Here is a 17,247-nt window from a genome sequence, read left to right as displayed (position 1 = left end):
GGCCCTGCCCGCGACGCCGCCCCACCTCTCCTCACCTCCCCGCACACCGACACGAAGGACCGCCGTGAACAGCACGCCGCCGGACGTCCACCGATCCGGACCCGGTCCCTTCGACCGGCTCGCCGAGCAGGCCTCGCTGCGCCGCCGCGCCGGGCTGCGCCGCGAACTGCGGCCGCGCGGCGCCGACTCGCCGCTCGTCGACCTCGCCGGCAACGACTACCTGGGCCTCACCCGGCACCCCGAGGTGACCCGCGCGGGCGCCGATGCCTGCCTGCGCTGGGGCGGCGGGTCCACCGGGTCCCGCCTGGTCACCGGCAGCACCGCGCTGCACGCGGAGCTGGAGGCCGAACTCGCCGACTTCACCGGCGCCGAGGCCGCGCTCGTGTTCGCCTCCGGATACGCGGCGAACCTCGCGGCTGTCACCGCGCTGTCCGGCGCCGGGACCCTGCTGGTGTCCGACGCGGCCAACCACGCGTCCCTGATCGACGGCTGCCGGCTGTCCCGGGCCGCCACCGAGGTCGTCCCGCACGCCGACCCCGAGGCGGCCCGCAAGGTGCTGTCGGGGCACCGCGGACCCGCGCTCGCGGTCAGCGACTCCGTGTTCTCGGTGGACGGCGACGCCGCGCCCCTGGCGGAACTGGCCGCTGTCTGCCGGGAGTTCGGGGCCGGACTGCTGGTGGACGACGCGCACGGGTTCGGCGTCCTCGGCGAGGGAGGGCGCGGTGCCCTGAACGCCGCCGGCCTGGCCGGGGCGCCCGACGTGGTGTGCACCGCCACCCTGTCCAAGTCGCTGGGCGCGCAGGGCGGTGTGGTGCTGGGTCCGGCCGTGGTCGTCGAGCACCTGGTCAACGCCGCCCGCACGTTCATCTTCGACACCGGGCTGGCCCCGGCCGCCGCGGGGGCCGCGCTCGCCGCGCTGCGGGTGCTGCGCCGCGAACCGGAACGCGCCGGGCGGGCCAGGACCGTCGCACGGGCATTCCACACCGGGCTCACCGCGGCGGGCCTGGACGCGACGGCGCCCGACGCCTGCGTGGTGTCGGTGCGCGCCCCTTCGCCCGAGGACGCGGTGGCCTGGGCGGCACGGTGCCGTGACGAGGGTCTGGCCGTCGGCTGCTTCCGGCCGCCGTCCGTGCCCGACGGCGTCTCGCGGCTGCGGCTCACGGCGCGCTGCGACCTGACCGACGCCGAGATCGACGCCGCGGTCGGGGTGATCGTGCGGACGGCGCCCCAGGGGTGAGGCGGGGCCGAGGGGCAGGGGGAGTGACCCGCGGGGGGAGAGCCCCCCGCGGGTGATGACCTCAGGTGTGGCGGAGGCCACCGGACGGGCCGGGCCCGCCTGACAGCGCCCGGACGAACTCCGTCCAGGCGTCCGCGGTGAACAGCAGCGTCGGGCCGTGCGGGTCCTTCGAGTCGCGAACGGCCAGGTGCCCGGGGGCCGGCAGGGCGGTCTCCACGCAGTTGTTGGCCGCGGTGCTGTAGCTGCTGCGCCGCCACGTCAGACCGGCGGTCGTCATGATGCCTCCTCGATGCGGGAGCGCTACCGCGTCCACCCGGCGCGGATCCGGGCGATGAGGGCCACGGACTCCTCGCACGGAAGGGCGCGGGCGCGCAGTCCGGTGAACGCCGCGGTGTAGGCCGCGACGTCCTCTGTGCGATCGACGTGGAGACTACCCGTCAGATGGTCCACAACGACAACATCAAGTTCCGGCATCTGCGGAAAGACGAAGATGACAAAGGAGTTGGTCACTCCCGTGTGACCGCCGGCGGTGAACGGCACCACCTGGAGGCGGACGTGGGGAAGCCCGGCGGCCGCCTCCAGATGGGCGAGCTGGCCGTCCATCACCTGCGGGCCGCCGACGTCGCGACGCAGCACCGCCTCGTCCAGGACCGCGAGGAACTCCAGCGGCGGGTCCTGCCGCAGCACCGCCTGCCGCGCGGTGCGGACCTCCACCAGCGCCGCCACCTCCTCCGCGGTCAGCCCGGGCATCACCGACGAGGTGAGCGCCCGCCCGTAGGCGGGGGTCTGGAGCAGCCCGGGCACGACGCTGTTCTCCATCGACAGGATGCGGCCGGCGCCGGTCTCCAGGGTGATGAAGTCCCGGTACTGCTCGGGCAGGAGGTCGCGGAACTCGTGCCACCAGCCGCGCCGGTGGGCGCGGCCGGCGAGCATCGTGAGCAGGTCCCGCACCCGCCGGTCGCGCACGTCGTACACGTCCAGCAGCACGCCCACGTCGCCGACCGTGACGGTGCTCGCGCCGGTCTCGATCCGGCTGACCTTCGACTGGTGCCAGCCGGCCCGGCGGGCCGCCTCGCCACTCGTGAGGGCGGCGGAGTCCCGCAGCCGCCGCAACTCCTCGCCCAGACGACGCCGGCGCACGGCCGGAACTCGCTCCATCGTGACTCGCGCCTCCTGCACTCCGGCTGTCCGCGGGGCGGGCATGCGTCACACCAGTCTGCCTCTCCCGGATGCGTCCGAGGAGCAGAGTTCACCGGTTCGGGCGACAGATATATGCAGAAGGCTGTGAACGGGCCCGGACAGCGGCACGATTGGTGTCACTCTGGCGCGAACCACTCGTCTCGCAGCGGGGCACGTCCGCTCCTCGGGAACCGGACGGGCGCCGGAGGCCGGTCAGGGCGGGAAAGGGAACAGCGTCGCCATGGCAGATCTCCAGGAAGCAACCGTCACGCTGCCGAGTGACCCCGCGTCGGTGACGACGGCCCGCCGCTATGTGTGCGGGCTCCTCGCCGACTGGGGGCTGCCACCGGGCGACGAAGCGGTGGACGCGGTCCGCCTGATCGTCTCCGAACTGGCCACCAACGCGGTGCTGCACACCTCCGGGCTGTCGCCGACCTTCACCGTCGACGTCCGGCTGGAACGCAGCGAGCAGCTCTACATCGGCGTCACCGACAGCCATCCGCGCCGCCCGCAGCGGCAGACGGCCGCGGCGCAGCAGGACAACGGCCGCGGGATGGTGATCGTGCGTCACCTCACCCAGGAGTCCGGCGGGCGCCTGGAGGTCAGCCCGACCGCGGACGGCGGCAAGACCGTCTGGATCACCATCCCCTGGGCCGTCACCGTGGCGTAGGGGTCCTCAGCCGGCACCGCCCGGGCGCACCAGCAGCGCCTCCGCCCCGACGGGCGCGAAGCCGGCGGACAGCAGCGCCCGCAGGCTTGCCGCATTGCCCGGCGCGGCCTGCGCCCACAACGGCGCGCCGCCGGGCACCAGATGGCGTGCCGCGCGGGCGAGCGCCCGGCCGAGGCCGCTGCCGCGGGCGTCGGGCTCGACCTCCAGCGCCGCCTCCCAACGCCCCGCCACGCCCCGGCCGATCACCAGTGTGCCGCCCGGAACGGTCCACGCCCGCACGTCGTCGCGGTGCCGCAGGGCCCTGGCGATCCGCGGATGCGAGCGGTCCAGCGTCTCGCGCAGGTCCAACGGCGGCGGTCCGGAGAGCGGTTGGGCGACGGTGAGCACATCGATCGAGTGGGCGTCGCGCCGGGAACGGGCGCTGAGCGCGGTCAGGAACGGCGGGGACAGCGGGGCGCCGAGGTCGTCCGCCGGGAGCAGCGCGGCCAGTTCGGCGTGGTCCGCGTCGGTGAACACCACGGCGTGGGCGGTGAACGCGATCACGCCCGCGTCGCGGTCCGACGGCTGGGGGAGGAAGGTCACCGAACCGTCGGCCGGCGGGAAGACACCGCGTGCGGCGCCGTCGAGCAGGGCCGCCAGCCCGCCGGAGCCGCCGCCCGTCATGCCCGGGCCTTCGCTGCCAGCGACTCGACCATCATCACCAGGTCGTCCAGGTCCGCGTCGAACTCGGCGTCCCAGTCCACTCCTTCGGCCAGCCACGGCATGACCGCGTCGTGCCCCGGCAGCGTCCCGTCGGGGAGCTGGCCGCGGCGGCCGCGCGGGTCGAGCGTGCCGGGGCCGAAACGCCCGCCGGACTCGGAGGCGATCCAGCCCAGCATGTACGTGCTCACCAGCCGCTCCAGGCGCGGTACTTCGGACGGCGGCACGCCCGCGTCGAGAAGCGCCTGGTAGAGCAGGTCGACGGTCGTCACGGCGTCGGGGGTGACCGCGGGCCGGGAGAACAGCAGCCCCGTCACCCAGGGGTGGCCCTGCGACAGCGAGCGCGCGGTGTGGGCGAACAGCCGTACGCGGTCCCGCCAGTCGGTGACCTCGGCCAGTTTCGGCGCGGACTGGAACACCAGGCCGAGCATCCGCCCGAGCATCGCGTCGAGCAGCCCCGCCTTGTCCCCGACGTGCGGATACAGCGCCATGGGCGTCACGCCGACGGCCTGGGCGACCGACCGCATGGACACTCCCGCGAGCCCGCGCTCGTCGGCGATGGCCAGTGCCGCGTCCAGAATCTCTTCCCGTTTCCCGCTCATGCCTCTACACTGTAGATCTATACAGTGTAGATCAACAATTGGGGGTGGTGGCCGATGCTCTCGGCCGAGGAGTTGGTGATGCGCTACGGCGACCGGCGGGCGCTGGACGGCTTCAGCCTGGAGGTGCGGTCCGGTGAGGTCACCGGGCTGATCGGGCACAACGGAGCGGGGAAGTCCACCTTCGTGGAGGTCGTCGCGGGGCTGGTCCGGCCGGCGTCCGGCCGGGTGCGGGTCTGCGGTGTCGACGCGCTCGAACGGCCGTGTGACGCACGGGCGTTGCTCGGCGTCGCCCCGCAGGAGCTCGCCCTCTATCCGACGGTCACCGTCCGCGAGCACCTGCGGCTGTTCGCCGGCCTCGCGGGAATCCGCCGTGCGTCCGCCCGGCGCGCGGTCGGCGCCGTCGCCGAGGAGCTGATGCTCGGCGAGGTCCTCGACCGGCGCTGCGGGGTGCTCTCCGGCGGGCAGCGCCGCCGGGCCCAGGCGGCCGCCGCGATGGTCGGCACCCCGTGCGTCCTGCTGCTCGACGAGCCGACGGCGGGTGCCGACCCGGAGACGCGCCAGGCCCTGCTGGCCGCGGTCCGGGCGCGTGCCGCCGCCGGCGCGGCCGTCCTCTACACCACCCACTACCTCCCCGAACTCGTCGACCTCGACGCCACGTTGGCGGTCGCCCGGCGCGGCCGGGTGGTGGCCAGGGGTGGCCGGGCGGAGCTGACCGCGGACCTGCCCGGCGAGATCCGGCTGAGCCTGGACCCGGCGCGGCCACGCCCGGCCCTGCCCGCGGAGATCGCCGGCCGCGCCCGGGACGACGGCCCCCATGCACTGCGCGTCGCGACCCGCAACCCGTCGGCGGACCTCGCCACGCTGCTCGCGGCCGGCTGCGCGCCGCTGAGCGTCGACGTCCGCCGCCCGGACCTCGACGACCTGTACCGGTCGCTCGCGACGCGTGACCTCGCAGCGGACGCGGCCGCCTGATCGGACGGAGGCGCGCATCGGTGTGGACCACCGTGGCACCGGCCTCGCGCCCCGAGGGGCACGCGCGGCGGGCCCACCCGGCTCCCCGTGACGCCCGTGCACCTGACGCACCTGACGCACCTGACACAAGGGACAGGGGATGATCGCCATGAACGCTGACGTCCAGCTGGGCGGGACCGCCGTGCCCGCGGCCCTGGGCACCCCGCGGGTTTCGCGGCCGCCCGAGCCCGGCCGCGGAACCCGCGACGCCCTGCGCCGCACCGGCGTGCTGGTCCGGCACAACACCGCGGTGCTGCTGCACGAACCCGGCCCGCTGGTCGGCCGGTTGGTGATGCCGATCATCCTGCTGCTGGCCCTTCGGCCGCTGTACGAGCAGGCGCAGGGCCCCGGCGGGACGTCCCAGGCGGTGGTCGGTTCGCTGGTGACGTTCTCGCTGCTGGCCCTGTCGATCGTGGGCGGCTCGATCCTGTCCGAGCGGGTGTGGCGCACCTGGGACCGGTTGCGCGCCACACCCGTCCGGCCCGCCGAACTGCTCGTCGGCAAGGCCGTCCCGGTCCTCGGCGTGCTCCTGCTGCAGCAGGCGGTGGTGCTCGGCTTCGGCGTCCTCGTCTTCGGGATGCCGGTCGCCGCGCCGGGGCTTCTGGTGACCGCCTGCCTCGCCTGGGGGCTGGCGCTCCTGGGGATGGGGTCGGCGGTCGGGGTGACGGTCCGCAGCTACGGGCAGCTGAGCACCACCTTCGACATCGGGTCGCTGTTCCTCACCACGCTGGGTGGCGCCCTCGTCCCCCTGTCGACGTTGCCGGGCTGGCTGCGCGCGGTCAGCCCGGCGTCGCCGGGGTACTGGGCGGCCCGGACACTGCGGCACGCCGCCGCGGGCGACACGGGGCCGACGCTGCGCGGGGCCGCCGTGCTGCTGGCCGTGGGGGTCGCGTGCGGTGCGGTCGCCTGCCGCCGGGTGGCCCGCGGGTGGGGCCGGGCGTCGGCGGTATGACGTCGGACCGGCCGCAGGGCCCGGGGGCGGTCGCGGCGGTTCCGCCGCGTGCCGCCGCGTGGCCGGCCTCGACGCCGGGGAAGACGCCGGGGCGGCCGCCGAGGAGGAAGGCCAGGAGGCCGTCGAGCGGTCCTGGCCCCTGGGGACCGGTGGAGATCACCTGACGCGGCCGTACCAGACGCTGCTGGTCCAGATCCGCTCCAGGCGGACCGTGGCGCCGGTCCTCGGCGCGTGCCAGATGCGGCCGCTGCCGGCGTAGATCCCGACGTGGTAGACCGACGACGCCGAGGAGCCGGCGTGGAAGAACACCAGGTCGCCGATGCGTCGCGAGGAGGCCGCGATGTGCCGGGTGCTGTTGTACTGGGCGGCCGCGGTGCGCGGCAGCTTCTTGCCCGCACGCTTGAACGAGTACTGGGTGAGCCCCGAGCAGTCGAAACGGTAGGGGCCGGTGGCGCCCCACTGGTAGGGCGCGCCCTGCTTGGAGGCGGCGACGTCCAGCGCGTGGGTGGCCAGCGAGGCGGCCTGCGCGGACGAGAGGGCCCCGGGGATCAGGGCCGGTGCGGCGACGGCCGCGGCGGTGAGCACGGACGCGGCCCCGAAGCGGGACAGCCGTGCGGAGACGGGATGAGCGTGGGTGTGGTGGAGCGCGAGCATGCGCGACCCTTCGTCGTCAGCCTGCGAAGGATGACCTGTCGGGTTCGGGCAGGCGAAGAATGCCCGGCCGCTGACCAGCGGCTTCACCCCTAGAGGCGGCCCGGATGTGCTCCGGGCCGGCCCCGCACTGCTGGGTCCTCCGCTCCTGCCGCGTGCACTCGTGTCGACCTGGCATCCGCGCGGCGGCAGGATTGGGCGTCCGCGCGGACCGCCCCGTCACGGCGACGGGGGCTTGTCGTCACCACGGATGGTTACGCACGAAAGCGCCCGATGTGATGCTGAAAACGCGCTATGTGAGTCTCGTCACGTTTCACCTATCCGAGTGAACGGGCCCTCGGCGCACGTTCGCTGACGCCACGTCCGTGCCGCTGACCTGGCCCGATGTCGCGCCGGTCGCAGGGGTCCAGCCGACATGCGCAATTCCGACCCGAATTGACAAGCCCCGTCAAACCCCGTCGGATACGCCCAATGGACTGACCGATTGCGTCACCGTGTCGGGCGTGTCCGCCCCGAACGGCCGCCGCCGCCGCGGATCTCACGGCCGGGCGGCCGGTCCGGCGTTCGGATCAGGCGTCACCGTCACCCGTGCGGAACGGCGTTCACCCTCCAGGACCCGCAGTGCCCGCGCCAGCGTGGCGTGGTGGAGTTCGGTCTCGCCGCGCAGGTGCATCGTGGTCAGCGCGTCCCTGAGTGCCGCCGCCCTGGTGACCAGCGCCTGGGCGGCCCGCAGCGCCCCGTAAGTGTCGGTCGTGCGGCACGGGTTGATCCGGCCCAGCAGGTCCACGACCTCCAGGTAGCAGTCCACCAGTTCGCCCTCGGAACGCGTGAGCGCGGGCAGCGGCGGCAGTTCCGGCACCACCCTCGATCACCGCGGGCCGTACGGGGCGCTGTTGGCCTTCCTGCTGCTGGTCAGGCGGTCCACCAGCCCGTAGTCCACGGCCGCTTGCGCGTCGAACACCTTGTCGCGCTCGATGTCGGTCCTGATCCGCTCCAGGTCCTGCCCGGTGTGCCGGGCCAGCATCGTCTCCAACTGCTCGCGCGTCCGCAGCAGTTCCCTGGCCTGGATCTCCAGGTCGGACACGTCGCCCTGCACCACCTCGCCCATGGACGGCTGGTGGATGAGGATGCGCGCGCCCGGCGTCGCCATGCGCTTGCCGGGGGCGCCGGCGGTCAGCAGTACCGCCGCGGCCGACGCCGCCTGCCCGATGCACACCGTCGCCACGTCGCAGGTGACGAACTGCATCGTGTCGTAGATCGCGGTCATCGCCGAGAACGAGCCGCCGGGCGAGTTGACGTACAGGTGGATGTCCTGCTCGGGTGCGGCGCTCTCCAGGTGGATGAGCTGGGCCATCACGTCGTTGGCCGACGTGTCGTCGATCCGGGTGCCCAGGAAGACGATCCGCTCCTGCAGGAGCTTGGAGTACGGATCCATCGTCCGGACGCCGTTGCTGCTGCGCTCGGTGAACTCCGGCAGCACGTAGCGGGCGGTCGGTCGGAACATGGCAGGCACCTCCGTATGCACAAAATGTACAGGACGTACGTCCCGTTATGATGGGGAGCATGACCCATGACGTCCCGGTGACACAAGCGCGTGCGCAGCTCGCCGACCTCATCAACCGCGTCGTCTACGGCGGCGAGCAGGTGGTGCTGACCCGCCACGGCAAGCCCTTGGTCGCCCTGGTCTCCGCCGCTGACCTGCAGCGACTGCGTGATCTCGACGCGCAGCCGGAGGAGCAGGTGATCAGCACCGTGTCGTCGGTGGGTGGCGGTGCGTCCGCCACGGGCGAACGGCGCAGGTTCGGCATCGCCGCCGAGCACCGCGGACCCGCGGCCGGAGACCGCTGACGCCGTGTAACAGCGCGGACACACACCGGAAACGCCGTCGAACCACGGCCGCTCTACCGTCGCGGGACCCGACGACGGCGAGGTGCGGCAGTGCAGTTGACCCCCCACGAGCAGGAACGGCTGCTGGTGCACGTCGCGGCCGACGTCGCCGAGCGGCGCCGGGCCCGCGGACTGCGGCTCAACCACCCCGAGGCGGTGGCGCTGATCACCGCCCACGTGCTGGAGGGCGCCCGTGACGGCCGGAGCGTCGCCGAGCTGATGGCCTCCGGCCGCACCGTGCTGAGCCGCGACGACGTCATGGACGGCATCCCGGAGATGATCCACGACGTCCAGGTCGAAGCCACGTTCCCCGACGGCACCAAACTGGTGACCGTGCACGAGCCGATCGTCTGAGGGGGCGGCGTGATCCCCGGCGAGATCCTGCACGACGCACCTCCCGTGCCCTTCAACTCCGGACGGCCCGTGACCCGCCTGACCGTCGTCAACGCCGCCGACCGCCCGGTGCAGGTCGGCTCCCACTACCACTTCGCCGAATGCAACCCCCGTCTCGAGTTCGATCGGGCCGCCGCCCGCGGCCTGCGGCTGAACATCCCGGCCGGCACCGCCGTGCGCTTCGAACCCGGCATCCCGGTCGACGTCTCCCTCGTGCCCCTCGCCGGGCAGCGCGTGGTGGCCGGGCTGCGCGGACGGATCGGTGGCGCCCTCGATGCCTGAGCTCACCCGCGCCGCCTACGCCGACCTGTACGGGCCCACCACCGGCGACCGCATCCGGCTGGCCGACACCGACCTGCTGATCGAGGTCGAACGGGACCTGGCCGGCGGGCCCGGACTCGCCGGCGACGAGGCCGTGTTCGGCGGGGGCAAGGTCATCCGCGAGTCCATGGGCCAGGGGCGCGCCACCCGCGCCGAAGGGGCGCCCGACACCGTCGTGACCGGCGCGGTGGTGCTCGACCACTGGGGCGTGGTGAAGGCGGACGTCGGCATTCGCGACGGCCGGATCAGCGCGCTCGGCAAGGCCGGCAACCCCGAGACGATGGACGGCGTCCACCCGGACCTGGTGATCGGCCCGGAGACCGAGGTGATCGCGGGCAACGGCCGCATTCTGACGGCCGGGACGGTCGACGCGCACGTCCACTTCATCACGCCCACCCTGGTGCACCAGGCGCTCGCCACGGGCGTCACCACCCTCGTCGGCGGCGGCACCGGCCCCGCCGAGGGCACCAAGGCCACCACCGTCACCCCGGGTGCCTGGCACCTGGCGGCCATGTTCGCGGCGCTCGAGGCCTACCCGGTCAACATCGGGCTCCTCGGCAAGGGCAACACCGTCAACCCGCGGGCACTGCACGACCAACTGGCCGGCGGCGCCGTCGGATTCAAGATCCACGAGGACTGGGGGGCCACCCCCGCCGCGATCGACGCCTGCCTGCGGGTGTGCGAGGACAGCGGCGCCCAACTGGCCCTGCACACCGACACGCTGAACGAGGCGGGATTCGTCGAGGACACCCTCGCCGCCATCGCCGGCCGGGGCGTCCACGCGTACCACACCGAGGGCGCCGGCGGCGGCCACGCCCCCGACATCATCACCGTGGTGGGACGGCCGCACATCCTGCCCTCGTCGACCAACCCCACCCGGCCGCACACCGTCAACACCGTCGAGGAACACCTCGACATGCTGATGGTCTGCCACCACCTCAACCCGGCCGTGCCGGAGGACCTCGCGTTCGCCGAGTCCCGCATCCGGCCGTCCACGATCGCCGCGGAGGACGTGCTGCACGACCTCGGCGCGATCAGCATCGTCAGCTCCGACTCCCAGGCCATGGGCCGGATCGGCGAGATCGCCCTGCGCACCTGGCAGACCGCGCACGTCATGAAGCGACGGCGCGGCGCGCTGCCCGGCGACGGGCGGGCCGACAACCACCGGGCCCGGCGCTACGTGGCGAAGTACACCATCAACCCCGCCGCCGCCCAGGGAATGGACGCCGAGATCGGCTCGGTGGAGGCCGGGAAGCTGGCCGACCTCGTGCTGTGGGATCCGGCGTTCTTCGGCGTCAAGCCGCACCTCGTCCTCAAGGGCGGGCAGATCGCCTACGCACAGATGGGCGACGCCAACGCCTCCATCCCCACGCCCCAACCCGTGCTGCCCCGGCCGATGTTCGGCGCGGTCGGCGCCGCGCCGGCGCGCAACTCCGTCAACTTCACCACGGAGACGGCACTCGCCGCCGGCCTGCCCGAACGGCTCGGCCTCGCCAAGCCGTTCACCGCGATCCGCAGCACCCGGGCCGTGACCAAGGCCGACATGCGGGAGAACGACGCCCTGCCGCGCGTGGAGGTCGAGCCCGACACGTTCACCGTGCGGATCGACGGTGACGTCGTCGAGCCCGCGCCCGCCGCGGAACTCCCCATGGCCCAGCGGTACTTCCTCTTCTGATGGAGTCGCCGTGACGCACCGCGCCGACCAGGCCGCCGCGAGGGGGCGCGGGCGATGAGCGCCGCGCTGCTCCTCCTCGCCGACGGCAGGTTCCCGGCCGGCGGCCACGCCCACTCCGGCGGGGCCGAGACCGCCGTCGCCGAGGGCCGGATCACCGACGCCGCCACGCTCGCGGAGTTCTGCCGCGGGCGGCTGCACACCACTGGACTGGTCGCCGCCGCACTGGCCGCGGCGGCGACCGCCGGCGCCGACCCCCTGGCCCTGGACGGGGCGGCCGACGCCCGCACGCCCTCGCCCGTGCTGCGCGCGGTCTCCCGCCGCCTCGGACGCCAGCTGCTGCGGGCGGCCCGCGCCGCCTGGCCCTCGCCCGCCCTCGACCGGCTGGGGGCCGCCCGCCCGCGCGGCGCCCACCAGCCCGTGGTCCTCGGCGTCGCCGCCCGCGCCGCCGGCCTCACCCCGCTCGACGCCGCGCGCGCCACCGCCTACGAGGCGGTGTCCTCACCGGCCACCGCCACCGTGCGGCTGCTCGCCCTCGACCCCTTCGAGTCCGCCGCCGTCCTCGCCCGGCTCGGCCCCGAGGTCGACGCGGTGGCCGAGGCCGCCGAGGCCGCGGCCCGCCGCGCCCTCAGCGAGGGCCTCGACGCCCTCCCGGCCGCCTCCGCACCCCTGCTGGACATCGGCGCGGAGCGCCATGCCGCCTGGCCCACGCGGCTGTTCACCTCATGACGCGCCGACACCGCGCAGCCGACCCCACGACCAGCGCCTCCGAGGAGCCGACCATGCACCAGGACCATCCCGAGGTCTTCCCCCAGCGGCACACGATGTCCGCGTCCGGCGGCGGCCGCCGGGCCCTGCGGGTGGGCCTCGGCGGGCCCGTCGGATCGGGCAAGACGGCGACCGTCGCGGCGCTGTGCCGCGCGCTGCGCGACGAGGTGGCGATCGGCGTCGTCACCAACGACATCTACACCCGCGAGGACGCCGACTTCCTGCTGCGGCAGGCGGTCCTCGCACCCGAGCGGATCACCGCCGTCGAGACCGGGGCCTGCCCGCACACCGCGATCCGCGACGACATCTCGGCGAATCTGGAGGCCGTCGAGGACCTGGAGGAGCAGGCCGGGCCGCTGGACCTGGTGCTGCTGGAGTCCGGCGGCGACAACCTGACCGCGACGTTCTCCAAGGGCCTGGTGGACGTGCAGATCTTCGTGATCGACGTGGCCGGCGGCGACGACATCCCGCGCAAGGGCGGACCCGGCGTCACCACGTCCGACCTGCTGGTGGTGAACAAGGTCGACCTGGCCGAGCACGTCGGCGCCGACCTCGACCGCATGGCCACCGACGCGGCGGCCCAACGCGGGGGCCTGCCGACGGTGTTCACGTCCGTCGCCCGCGGCCAGGGCATCGAGCCGGTCGCCGCGTGGATCCGCGAACGGCTCGCCCGGAAAGCGGCGGGAGCGGCGTGAGCGGCGAGCGCGGCGCGGCGGCCACGGGCGACGAGCGGACGGCGGGCGGCGTGCGGACGGCGAGCGGCGTGACGGGCGCCGCACGGATCAGGGCCGTCCCGGACGGCCGCGGTGGCACCGCACTCCCGCTGCTCACCGGGGAGGGCGCCCTCGCCGTGCGCAGGACCAGAACGGCGCCCCCGGGCGCCGCCGTCACGCTGGTCGGCGCGATGAGCGCACCCCTGGGCGGCGACCGGCTGCGCGTCGATGTCGAGGTCGGGGCCGGGGCCCGGCTCACCGTGGGCTCGGCGGCCGCCACCGTCGCCCTGCCCGGGCGGGAGAGGCGACCTGCCGCGTACGACGTGCGGTTGACCCTCGCGGAGGACGCGGTCCTGCACTGGCTTCCCGAACCCGTGATCGCCGCGGCCGGCAGCGACCTGCGCATGACGATGCGCGCCGAGGTCGCGCCCGGCGCGCTCCTCGTGCTGCGCGAGGAACTGGTCCTCGGCCGGCACGGCGAGCCCCCCGGACGGCTCGTCAGCCGCCTCACCCTGACCGTGGACGGCCGCACCGTGCTCGACCAGGAGCTGGCCGCGGGCCGCGGGGCCGCCCCCGGCTGGGACGGCCCCGCCGGCCTCGCCGGCCACCGTGCCGCCGGCCAGCTCCTCCTCGTCGGCGCCGAGGGCGCGACCCTCCTCCCGCGCGTCCTCACGACCCGCGCTGACGCCGTGCAGGCCGCCGCCACCCCGCTCGCCGGCGCCCCCGCCACCCTCGTCACCGCGCTCGCCCCCGACGCCCGCGAGTTGCGTCCCCTCCTCATCCGCACCCTCCACGCCGCCCTCGCGCCTTCTCCGCACCCCCGCCCGGCACTCGCCACGGCCCCCTGACCGACACCTGCCCGCCCGGGGCGGGGCGCGGCGTGAGCGGCGCCGGATCCCACGCGCCGCTGGGGTACGCCACGGCCGATGGTGGCCGCCGAGCGTCGCTACACCGGACACGGCGCCGATGGCGCGGCACACGGCGCCGGACCGCCCGGACACCCGTTCTGGCGCGCCACCCTTTCCAGCCCGAGCCGGCCGGTGACCGCCGCGTCCCGCACCCGACAGGCGCGGGCGCTCGTGGCAGGCGCCGTCACCCATGCGGCCCAGGCCAACTCCGGTACGGAATCACGCTTTGATGAAGAATCACCCACCTGGCCTGTTCACGGCCGGCACACAGGGGAAAAGATTCGCACCTCATCACTGTGAACGCCGTGGCCACAAGCCACGGTCCGTCAGGGGGAGGTCCGAACCATGAGACGCACGATCGTGCTCGTCTCCACCGGTGTCCTACTGGCCGGCGCGTTCGCCGCCGCGCCGGCCGCCACCGCCCGGCCCGCTCACGAGGTCGTCGTACCGGAGTCCGTCGGCGAGATGATCGCCGCGGACAGCGCCGCACGCCAGGGGATCGACTGGGCGGCCTGCCCGGCCGACTGGGGACTGGCGGCGCCGGTGCAGTGCGGCTGGGTCACCGTGCCCGTCGACTACTCCCGGCCGTTCGGCGCCACCGTCAAGCTCGCGGTGGACCGGGCGACCAGCACCGGCACCGCCGAGCAGCGGCAGGGTGCCCTCATCTACAACCCCGGCGGTCCCGGCGGCTCGGGGCTGCGCTTCCCGCTGCGGCTGACCGGCGCGTCGGCGCTGTGGAAGAACACCGCGGCCGCCTACGACTTCGTGGGCTTCGACCCGCGCGGCGTCGGCCACTCCGCGCCCATCTCCTGCGAGGACCCGCAGGAGTTCGTGGCGGCGCCCAAGGCCGACCCGGTCCCCGGCGACGAGGCCGACAAGCTCGCGCAGCGCAAGCTCGCCCGCGAGTACGCGGACGGCTGCCTGGAGCGCACCGGCGCCGCGATGCTGTCGCAGATGACCACCGCCAACACCGCCCGCGACCTCGACGTCATCCGGGCCGGCCTCGGCGAGCAGCGCCTCAACTACCTCGGCGTGTCCTACGGCACCTACCTCGGCGCGGTCTACGCCAGCCTGTTCCCGACGCACGTGCGCCGCATGATCGTGGACTCGGTCGTCAACCCGGCCCGGGACCAGATCTGGTACCAGAACAACCTGGACCAGGACGTCGCCTTCGAGGGCCGCTGGAACGACTGGCAGAAGTGGGTCGCGTCCTACGACTCGGTGTACCACCTCGGCACCACCGCCGCCCAGGTCGAGGCACGCTGGGAGCAGCTGCGCGCGGCCGCGAAGGCCCAGCCGATCGGCGGGGTCGTCGGCCCGTCCGAGCTCCTCGGGTTCTTCCAGAACGCGCCCTACTACGACTCCACCTGGGCCACCGTCGCCGGGGTGTGGAGCCGCTACGAGGCGGGGGACACCCAGGCCCTGGTCGACGCGGCCGGCCCGGACATGTCCGACACCAAGGGCAACGCGACGGCGGAGAACGGCAACGCCGTCTACACAGCGGTGGAGTGCACCGACGCCAAGTGGCCCACCAGCTGGCAGCGTTGGGACCGCGACAACACCGCACTCGACGCGCGGTACCCGTTCCTCACCTGGTCCAACGCCTGGCTGAACCTGCCGTGCGCGACCTGGCCGGTCCGGCAGCAGCACCCCGTGGACGTCCGCTCGCACCGCGGGCTGCCGGGCGTGCTGATCGTGCAGAGCACCCGCGACGCGGCGACCCCGTACGACGGCGCGCTCGAACTGCACGGCAGGCTCGCCGGATCGCGGCTGATCACCGAGAAGGACGCCGGCTCGCACGGCGTCACCAACCTGGTCAACCCGTGCATCAACTCCCGGGTGGACGCCTACCTGTTGAGCGGCACGCTCGACGCGCAGGACGTGGTGTGCGGGCCGCACGCCACGCCGGTGCCCGCGGCGAAGTAGCCGCCAGGGACGGCCGACGGGCCGTGCACCGCCCGAGGCGGTGCACGGCCCGTACCGCGGGCAGCCCGGTCTCGGCCGGTCTCGGCCGGTCTCGGCCGGTCTCGGCCGGTCTCGGCCGGTGGCGGACGCGACCGGCCGCCGCGTCAGCCGGCGATCGCCTCGACGCGTGGCGCCGCGATCCGCGCGTAGTCCTTCGCCGACAGCGCCAGCGAGCGGTCCAGCCGGGCCGCGTTGAAGAAGATCTCGTCGTGCTCCAGCAGGCCCGGATCGACGACGAGTTCGAGCCGCTCGTCGAACGAGAACGGCAGCACGGTGCCGCTCACGCTGCCGGCCAGCCGCTCCGCGACGTCACGCGACGCGAACGACGCGTAGGTGCCCTCCAGCAGCGCCTTCACCGCGCCGATGTCCACCCGCCGGTCGCCGGGCACCACCGCCAGCACGTAACGGGTCACCTTCTTCCCGACCTTGACCATCACCACGATGCACTTGGCCGCCTGGGCAAGGGAGTTGCCGCGCAGCTCGCTCACCACCTCGGTGGCGCCCTCGGGCGCGTGGTCGATCGTCCGGTACCGCGCGCCCTGTTCGTCCAGCAGCGCGACCAGCCGCTCGTACATCGCGTGCGTGTCCCCGGCCGCCGAACCGCCGTCCGTGCCTGTGCCCGTGCCGCCGCCCACGGGGGCGTCCTGCGTCTGTTGCTCGCTCATACCCGCCTACAGTCGTCGGATCGCGCTCACCGTGCAAGCTCGGCGCCCCGGGGCGGGCCGGCGAAGACGGCCTCGAACGCCGCCCGCGTGGGGGAGTCCGCCCGCCGGTCCAGCACCGCGAACACCACCTCGTCCACGGCCCGGGCGAACCGCCCCTCGCCGGTGAGCAGCCGGGCGAAGGCCGTCGCGACTCGCGCCGGGTCGTTCCGGAAGACCCCGCACCCCCACGCGCCCAGCACCAGCCGCCGGTAGCCGTGGGCGGCCGCGACCTCGAGGACCCGCTCGGCGCGGGCGTCCAGCGCCGGGCCGATCCCGCCTGCGCGCTCAGGCGCCGTCCGCGCGATCACCCCGGCGTTCGGCGCGGGCGAGGTCAGGAACCCGGCCGCGTACGCCCGGTCGAGCAGCGCCCCGCGGTCGTCCCGGAACACGGGCACGGCGGGGGAGTGGATCACGCGGTCGCTGTAGAACGCGTCACGGACCTCGCGGTGGTGCGCGTAGTACTCCGGAGCCCGCAGCAGGCACGGGTACAGCGCCGACGCCCGGCACAGCGCCTCCTCCTGCGCCTGCGCCCCGTTGACGTAACCGCCCCCGGGGTTGCGGGCGGAGGCGAAGTTGAGCACGGCCACCGGACCCGCGCCCGGCACCGAGGTGAGCCGCCTCGCCGCCTCCGTGCTGCTCTCGCCCGTCACGGTGCAGCGGGCGGCCGGGCCGCCGGAGAAGGCGGCGTCCGGCACGGGCACGGGCTCCGGCCCGAACACGGCGGTGCCGTCCGCGGCCGCGGTGACCGCGGCCGCCAGCGGCACCCAGGCACCACCGGGCGCGGTGTAGCCCCCGTCGGCCACGATCCGCTCGTTCTCCTTGGCGATGTGCCTCAGTCGCGCACTCATGTCCCGTGACACTAGGGCCGCTCGCCCGCCGCCGGCGACCCGATTTCCCGGTCAGCGACCCTGACCC

At 74.5% G+C, this 17,247-nt stretch carries 22 protein-coding genes; 13 read left to right on the top strand and 9 right to left on the bottom strand.

Annotation, left to right across the window (positions count from 1 at the left end):
• The first annotated feature begins 64 nt into the window (after positions 1–64).
• Positions 65–1,237: an 8-amino-7-oxononanoate synthase gene (locus BMW99_RS23250; RefSeq protein ID WP_075017456.1), complete on the top strand. Its 1,173-nt coding sequence runs from the start codon at positions 65–67 to the stop codon at positions 1,235–1,237.
• Between the two features lie 61 nt (positions 1,238–1,298).
• Here the strand turns inward: BMW99_RS23250 and BMW99_RS23245 are convergent, their stop codons facing one another.
• Both BMW99_RS23245 and BMW99_RS23240 read right to left on the bottom strand, forming a co-directional pair.
• Positions 1,299–1,514, bottom strand: a complete 216-nt coding sequence (locus BMW99_RS23245; protein ID WP_176735748.1) for a DUF397 domain-containing protein — start codon at positions 1,512–1,514, stop codon at positions 1,299–1,301.
• Positions 1,515–1,537: 23 nt separating this feature from the next.
• Complete coding sequence (locus tag BMW99_RS23240; RefSeq protein ID WP_075017455.1) at positions 1,538–2,395, bottom strand: helix-turn-helix domain-containing protein; 858 nt, start codon at positions 2,393–2,395, stop codon at positions 1,538–1,540.
• A 262-nt stretch (positions 2,396–2,657) separates the two neighbouring features.
• Here BMW99_RS23240 and BMW99_RS23235 point away from each other — a divergent pair, with 262 nt between their 5' ends.
• Positions 2,658–3,086 (top strand): ATP-binding protein, encoded by a 429-nt coding sequence (locus tag BMW99_RS23235; protein ID WP_069467052.1) that lies wholly within the window; start codon positions 2,658–2,660, stop codon positions 3,084–3,086.
• Between the two features lie 6 nt (positions 3,087–3,092).
• On the opposite strand, the gene BMW99_RS23230 is transcribed toward BMW99_RS23235, so the two are convergent.
• Together BMW99_RS23230 and BMW99_RS23225 are read right to left on the bottom strand one after the other, a co-directional pair.
• A complete protein-coding gene (locus BMW99_RS23230) occupies positions 3,093–3,749 on the bottom strand; it encodes a GNAT family N-acetyltransferase (protein ID WP_069467051.1) in 657 nt (218 codons plus the stop codon).
• Positions 3,746–4,387, bottom strand: a complete 642-nt coding sequence (locus tag BMW99_RS23225) for a TetR/AcrR family transcriptional regulator (RefSeq protein WP_069467050.1) — start codon at positions 4,385–4,387, stop codon at positions 3,746–3,748. The genes BMW99_RS23230 and BMW99_RS23225 overlap by 4 nt, the downstream gene beginning before the upstream one ends.
• 54 nt (positions 4,388–4,441) lie before the next feature.
• On the opposite strand from BMW99_RS23225, the gene BMW99_RS23220 reads away from it, so the two are divergent.
• Both BMW99_RS23220 and BMW99_RS23215 read left to right on the top strand, forming a co-directional pair.
• Positions 4,442–5,359 (top strand): ABC transporter ATP-binding protein, encoded by a 918-nt coding sequence (locus tag BMW99_RS23220; RefSeq protein WP_069467049.1) that lies wholly within the window; start codon positions 4,442–4,444, stop codon positions 5,357–5,359.
• A gap of 148 nt (positions 5,360–5,507) precedes the next feature.
• Complete coding sequence (locus tag BMW99_RS23215) at positions 5,508–6,350, top strand: ABC transporter permease (protein WP_079139020.1); 843 nt, start codon at positions 5,508–5,510, stop codon at positions 6,348–6,350.
• Between the two features lie 156 nt (positions 6,351–6,506).
• Here the strand turns inward: BMW99_RS23215 and BMW99_RS23210 are convergent, their stop codons facing one another.
• The 3 genes from BMW99_RS23210 to BMW99_RS23200 all read right to left on the bottom strand — a co-directional run bounded on the left by BMW99_RS23210 (position 6,507) and on the right by BMW99_RS23200 (position 8,505).
• The gene (locus BMW99_RS23210) at positions 6,507–7,004 is read right to left on the bottom strand and encodes a C40 family peptidase (protein ID WP_069467048.1); all 498 of its coding nucleotides are present in this window, start codon (positions 7,002–7,004) and stop codon (positions 6,507–6,509) included.
• 535 nt (positions 7,005–7,539) lie between these two features.
• A complete protein-coding gene (locus BMW99_RS23205) occupies positions 7,540–7,863 on the bottom strand; it encodes a hypothetical protein (RefSeq protein WP_069467047.1) in 324 nt (107 codons plus the stop codon).
• Positions 7,864–7,869: 6 nt separating this feature from the next.
• Positions 7,870–8,505, bottom strand: coding sequence for an ATP-dependent Clp protease proteolytic subunit (locus BMW99_RS23200; protein WP_069467046.1), 636 nt, complete (start codon positions 8,503–8,505; stop codon positions 7,870–7,872).
• A 59-nt stretch (positions 8,506–8,564) separates the two neighbouring features.
• Here BMW99_RS23200 and BMW99_RS23195 point away from each other — a divergent pair, with 59 nt between their 5' ends.
• The 9 genes from BMW99_RS23195 (at position 8,565) to BMW99_RS23160 (ending at position 15,589) form a co-directional block, all read left to right on the top strand.
• Positions 8,565–8,849, top strand: a complete 285-nt coding sequence (locus tag BMW99_RS23195) for a type II toxin-antitoxin system Phd/YefM family antitoxin (protein ID WP_069467045.1) — start codon at positions 8,565–8,567, stop codon at positions 8,847–8,849.
• Positions 8,850–8,939: 90 nt separating this feature from the next.
• Entirely contained in the window at positions 8,940–9,242 is a 303-nt protein-coding gene (locus BMW99_RS23190) for an urease subunit gamma (protein WP_069467044.1), read from the top strand.
• A 9-nt stretch (positions 9,243–9,251) separates the two neighbouring features.
• A complete protein-coding gene (locus tag BMW99_RS23185; protein WP_069467043.1) occupies positions 9,252–9,563 on the top strand; it encodes an urease subunit beta in 312 nt (103 codons plus the stop codon).
• A complete protein-coding gene (locus tag BMW99_RS23180) occupies positions 9,556–11,277 on the top strand; it encodes an urease subunit alpha (RefSeq protein WP_075017467.1) in 1,722 nt (573 codons plus the stop codon). The genes BMW99_RS23185 and BMW99_RS23180 overlap by 8 nt, the downstream gene beginning before the upstream one ends.
• 54 nt (positions 11,278–11,331) lie before the next feature.
• Positions 11,332–12,003, top strand: a complete 672-nt coding sequence (locus tag BMW99_RS23175; protein ID WP_075017454.1) for an urease accessory protein UreF — start codon at positions 11,332–11,334, stop codon at positions 12,001–12,003.
• A gap of 53 nt (positions 12,004–12,056) precedes the next feature.
• Positions 12,057–12,737, top strand: coding sequence for an urease accessory protein UreG (ureG, locus tag BMW99_RS23170; protein WP_069467721.1), 681 nt, complete (start codon positions 12,057–12,059; stop codon positions 12,735–12,737).
• Between the two features lie 50 nt (positions 12,738–12,787).
• Positions 12,788–13,603, top strand: a complete 816-nt coding sequence (locus tag BMW99_RS23165) for an urease accessory protein UreD (protein ID WP_075017466.1) — start codon at positions 12,788–12,790, stop codon at positions 13,601–13,603.
• 78 nt (positions 13,604–13,681) lie between these two features.
• Complete coding sequence (locus tag BMW99_RS40805) at positions 13,682–13,963, top strand: hypothetical protein (protein ID WP_143080556.1); 282 nt, start codon at positions 13,682–13,684, stop codon at positions 13,961–13,963.
• A gap of 45 nt (positions 13,964–14,008) precedes the next feature.
• Entirely contained in the window at positions 14,009–15,589 is a 1,581-nt protein-coding gene (locus tag BMW99_RS23160) for an alpha/beta hydrolase (RefSeq protein ID WP_075017453.1), read from the top strand.
• A gap of 143 nt (positions 15,590–15,732) precedes the next feature.
• Here BMW99_RS23160 and BMW99_RS23155 read toward each other — a convergent pair whose 3' ends face one another.
• Positions 15,733–16,203, bottom strand: coding sequence for a YbaK/EbsC family protein (locus tag BMW99_RS23155; protein WP_069466867.1), 471 nt, complete (start codon positions 16,201–16,203; stop codon positions 15,733–15,735).
• Between the two features lie 116 nt (positions 16,204–16,319).
• Entirely contained in the window at positions 16,320–17,180 is an 861-nt protein-coding gene (locus tag BMW99_RS23150; RefSeq protein WP_075017452.1) for a TIGR02452 family protein, read from the bottom strand.
• Positions 17,181–17,247 lie beyond the last annotated feature (67 nt).

This window comes from Actinacidiphila rubida (genome assembly GCF_900110255.1).
GTDB lineage: Bacteria > Actinomycetota > Actinomycetes > Streptomycetales > Streptomycetaceae > Actinacidiphila > Actinacidiphila rubida.
This window is presented reverse-complemented; position numbering and strand designations above follow the sequence as displayed.

What these genes read in the sequence shown, in the direction of transcription:
- BMW99_RS23210 (WP_069467048.1), bottom strand. Translation starts at nt 7,004, where the DNA reads ATGCTCGCGCTCCACCACACCCACGCTCATCCCGTCTCCGCACGGCTG.
- BMW99_RS23245 (WP_176735748.1), bottom strand. Translation starts at nt 1,514, where the DNA reads ATGACGACCGCCGGTCTGACGTGGCGGCGCAGCAGCTACAGCACCGCG.
- BMW99_RS23235 (WP_069467052.1), top strand. Translation starts at nt 2,658, where the DNA reads ATGGCAGATCTCCAGGAAGCAACCGTCACGCTGCCGAGTGACCCCGCG.
- BMW99_RS23200 (WP_069467046.1), bottom strand. Translation starts at nt 8,505, where the DNA reads ATGTTCCGACCGACCGCCCGCTACGTGCTGCCGGAGTTCACCGAGCGC.
- BMW99_RS23240 (WP_075017455.1), bottom strand. Translation starts at nt 2,395, where the DNA reads ATGGAGCGAGTTCCGGCCGTGCGCCGGCGTCGTCTGGGCGAGGAGTTG.
- BMW99_RS23215 (WP_079139020.1), top strand. Translation starts at nt 5,508, where the DNA reads ATGAACGCTGACGTCCAGCTGGGCGGGACCGCCGTGCCCGCGGCCCTG.
- BMW99_RS23220 (WP_069467049.1), top strand. Translation starts at nt 4,442, where the DNA reads ATGCTCTCGGCCGAGGAGTTGGTGATGCGCTACGGCGACCGGCGGGCG.
- BMW99_RS40805 (WP_143080556.1), top strand. Translation starts at nt 13,682, where the DNA reads ATGGTGGCCGCCGAGCGTCGCTACACCGGACACGGCGCCGATGGCGCG.
- BMW99_RS23195 (WP_069467045.1), top strand. Translation starts at nt 8,565, where the DNA reads ATGACCCATGACGTCCCGGTGACACAAGCGCGTGCGCAGCTCGCCGAC.
- BMW99_RS23150 (WP_075017452.1), bottom strand. Translation starts at nt 17,180, where the DNA reads ATGAGTGCGCGACTGAGGCACATCGCCAAGGAGAACGAGCGGATCGTG.
- BMW99_RS23225 (WP_069467050.1), bottom strand. Translation starts at nt 4,387, where the DNA reads ATGAGCGGGAAACGGGAAGAGATTCTGGACGCGGCACTGGCCATCGCC.
- BMW99_RS23180 (WP_075017467.1), top strand. Translation starts at nt 9,556, where the DNA reads ATGCCTGAGCTCACCCGCGCCGCCTACGCCGACCTGTACGGGCCCACC.
- BMW99_RS23160 (WP_075017453.1), top strand. Translation starts at nt 14,009, where the DNA reads ATGAGACGCACGATCGTGCTCGTCTCCACCGGTGTCCTACTGGCCGGC.
- BMW99_RS23155 (WP_069466867.1), bottom strand. Translation starts at nt 16,203, where the DNA reads ATGTACGAGCGGCTGGTCGCGCTGCTGGACGAACAGGGCGCGCGGTAC.
- ureG (WP_069467721.1), top strand. Translation starts at nt 12,057, where the DNA reads ATGCACCAGGACCATCCCGAGGTCTTCCCCCAGCGGCACACGATGTCC.
- BMW99_RS23230 (WP_069467051.1), bottom strand. Translation starts at nt 3,749, where the DNA reads ATGACGGGCGGCGGCTCCGGCGGGCTGGCGGCCCTGCTCGACGGCGCC.
- BMW99_RS23175 (WP_075017454.1), top strand. Translation starts at nt 11,332, where the DNA reads ATGAGCGCCGCGCTGCTCCTCCTCGCCGACGGCAGGTTCCCGGCCGGC.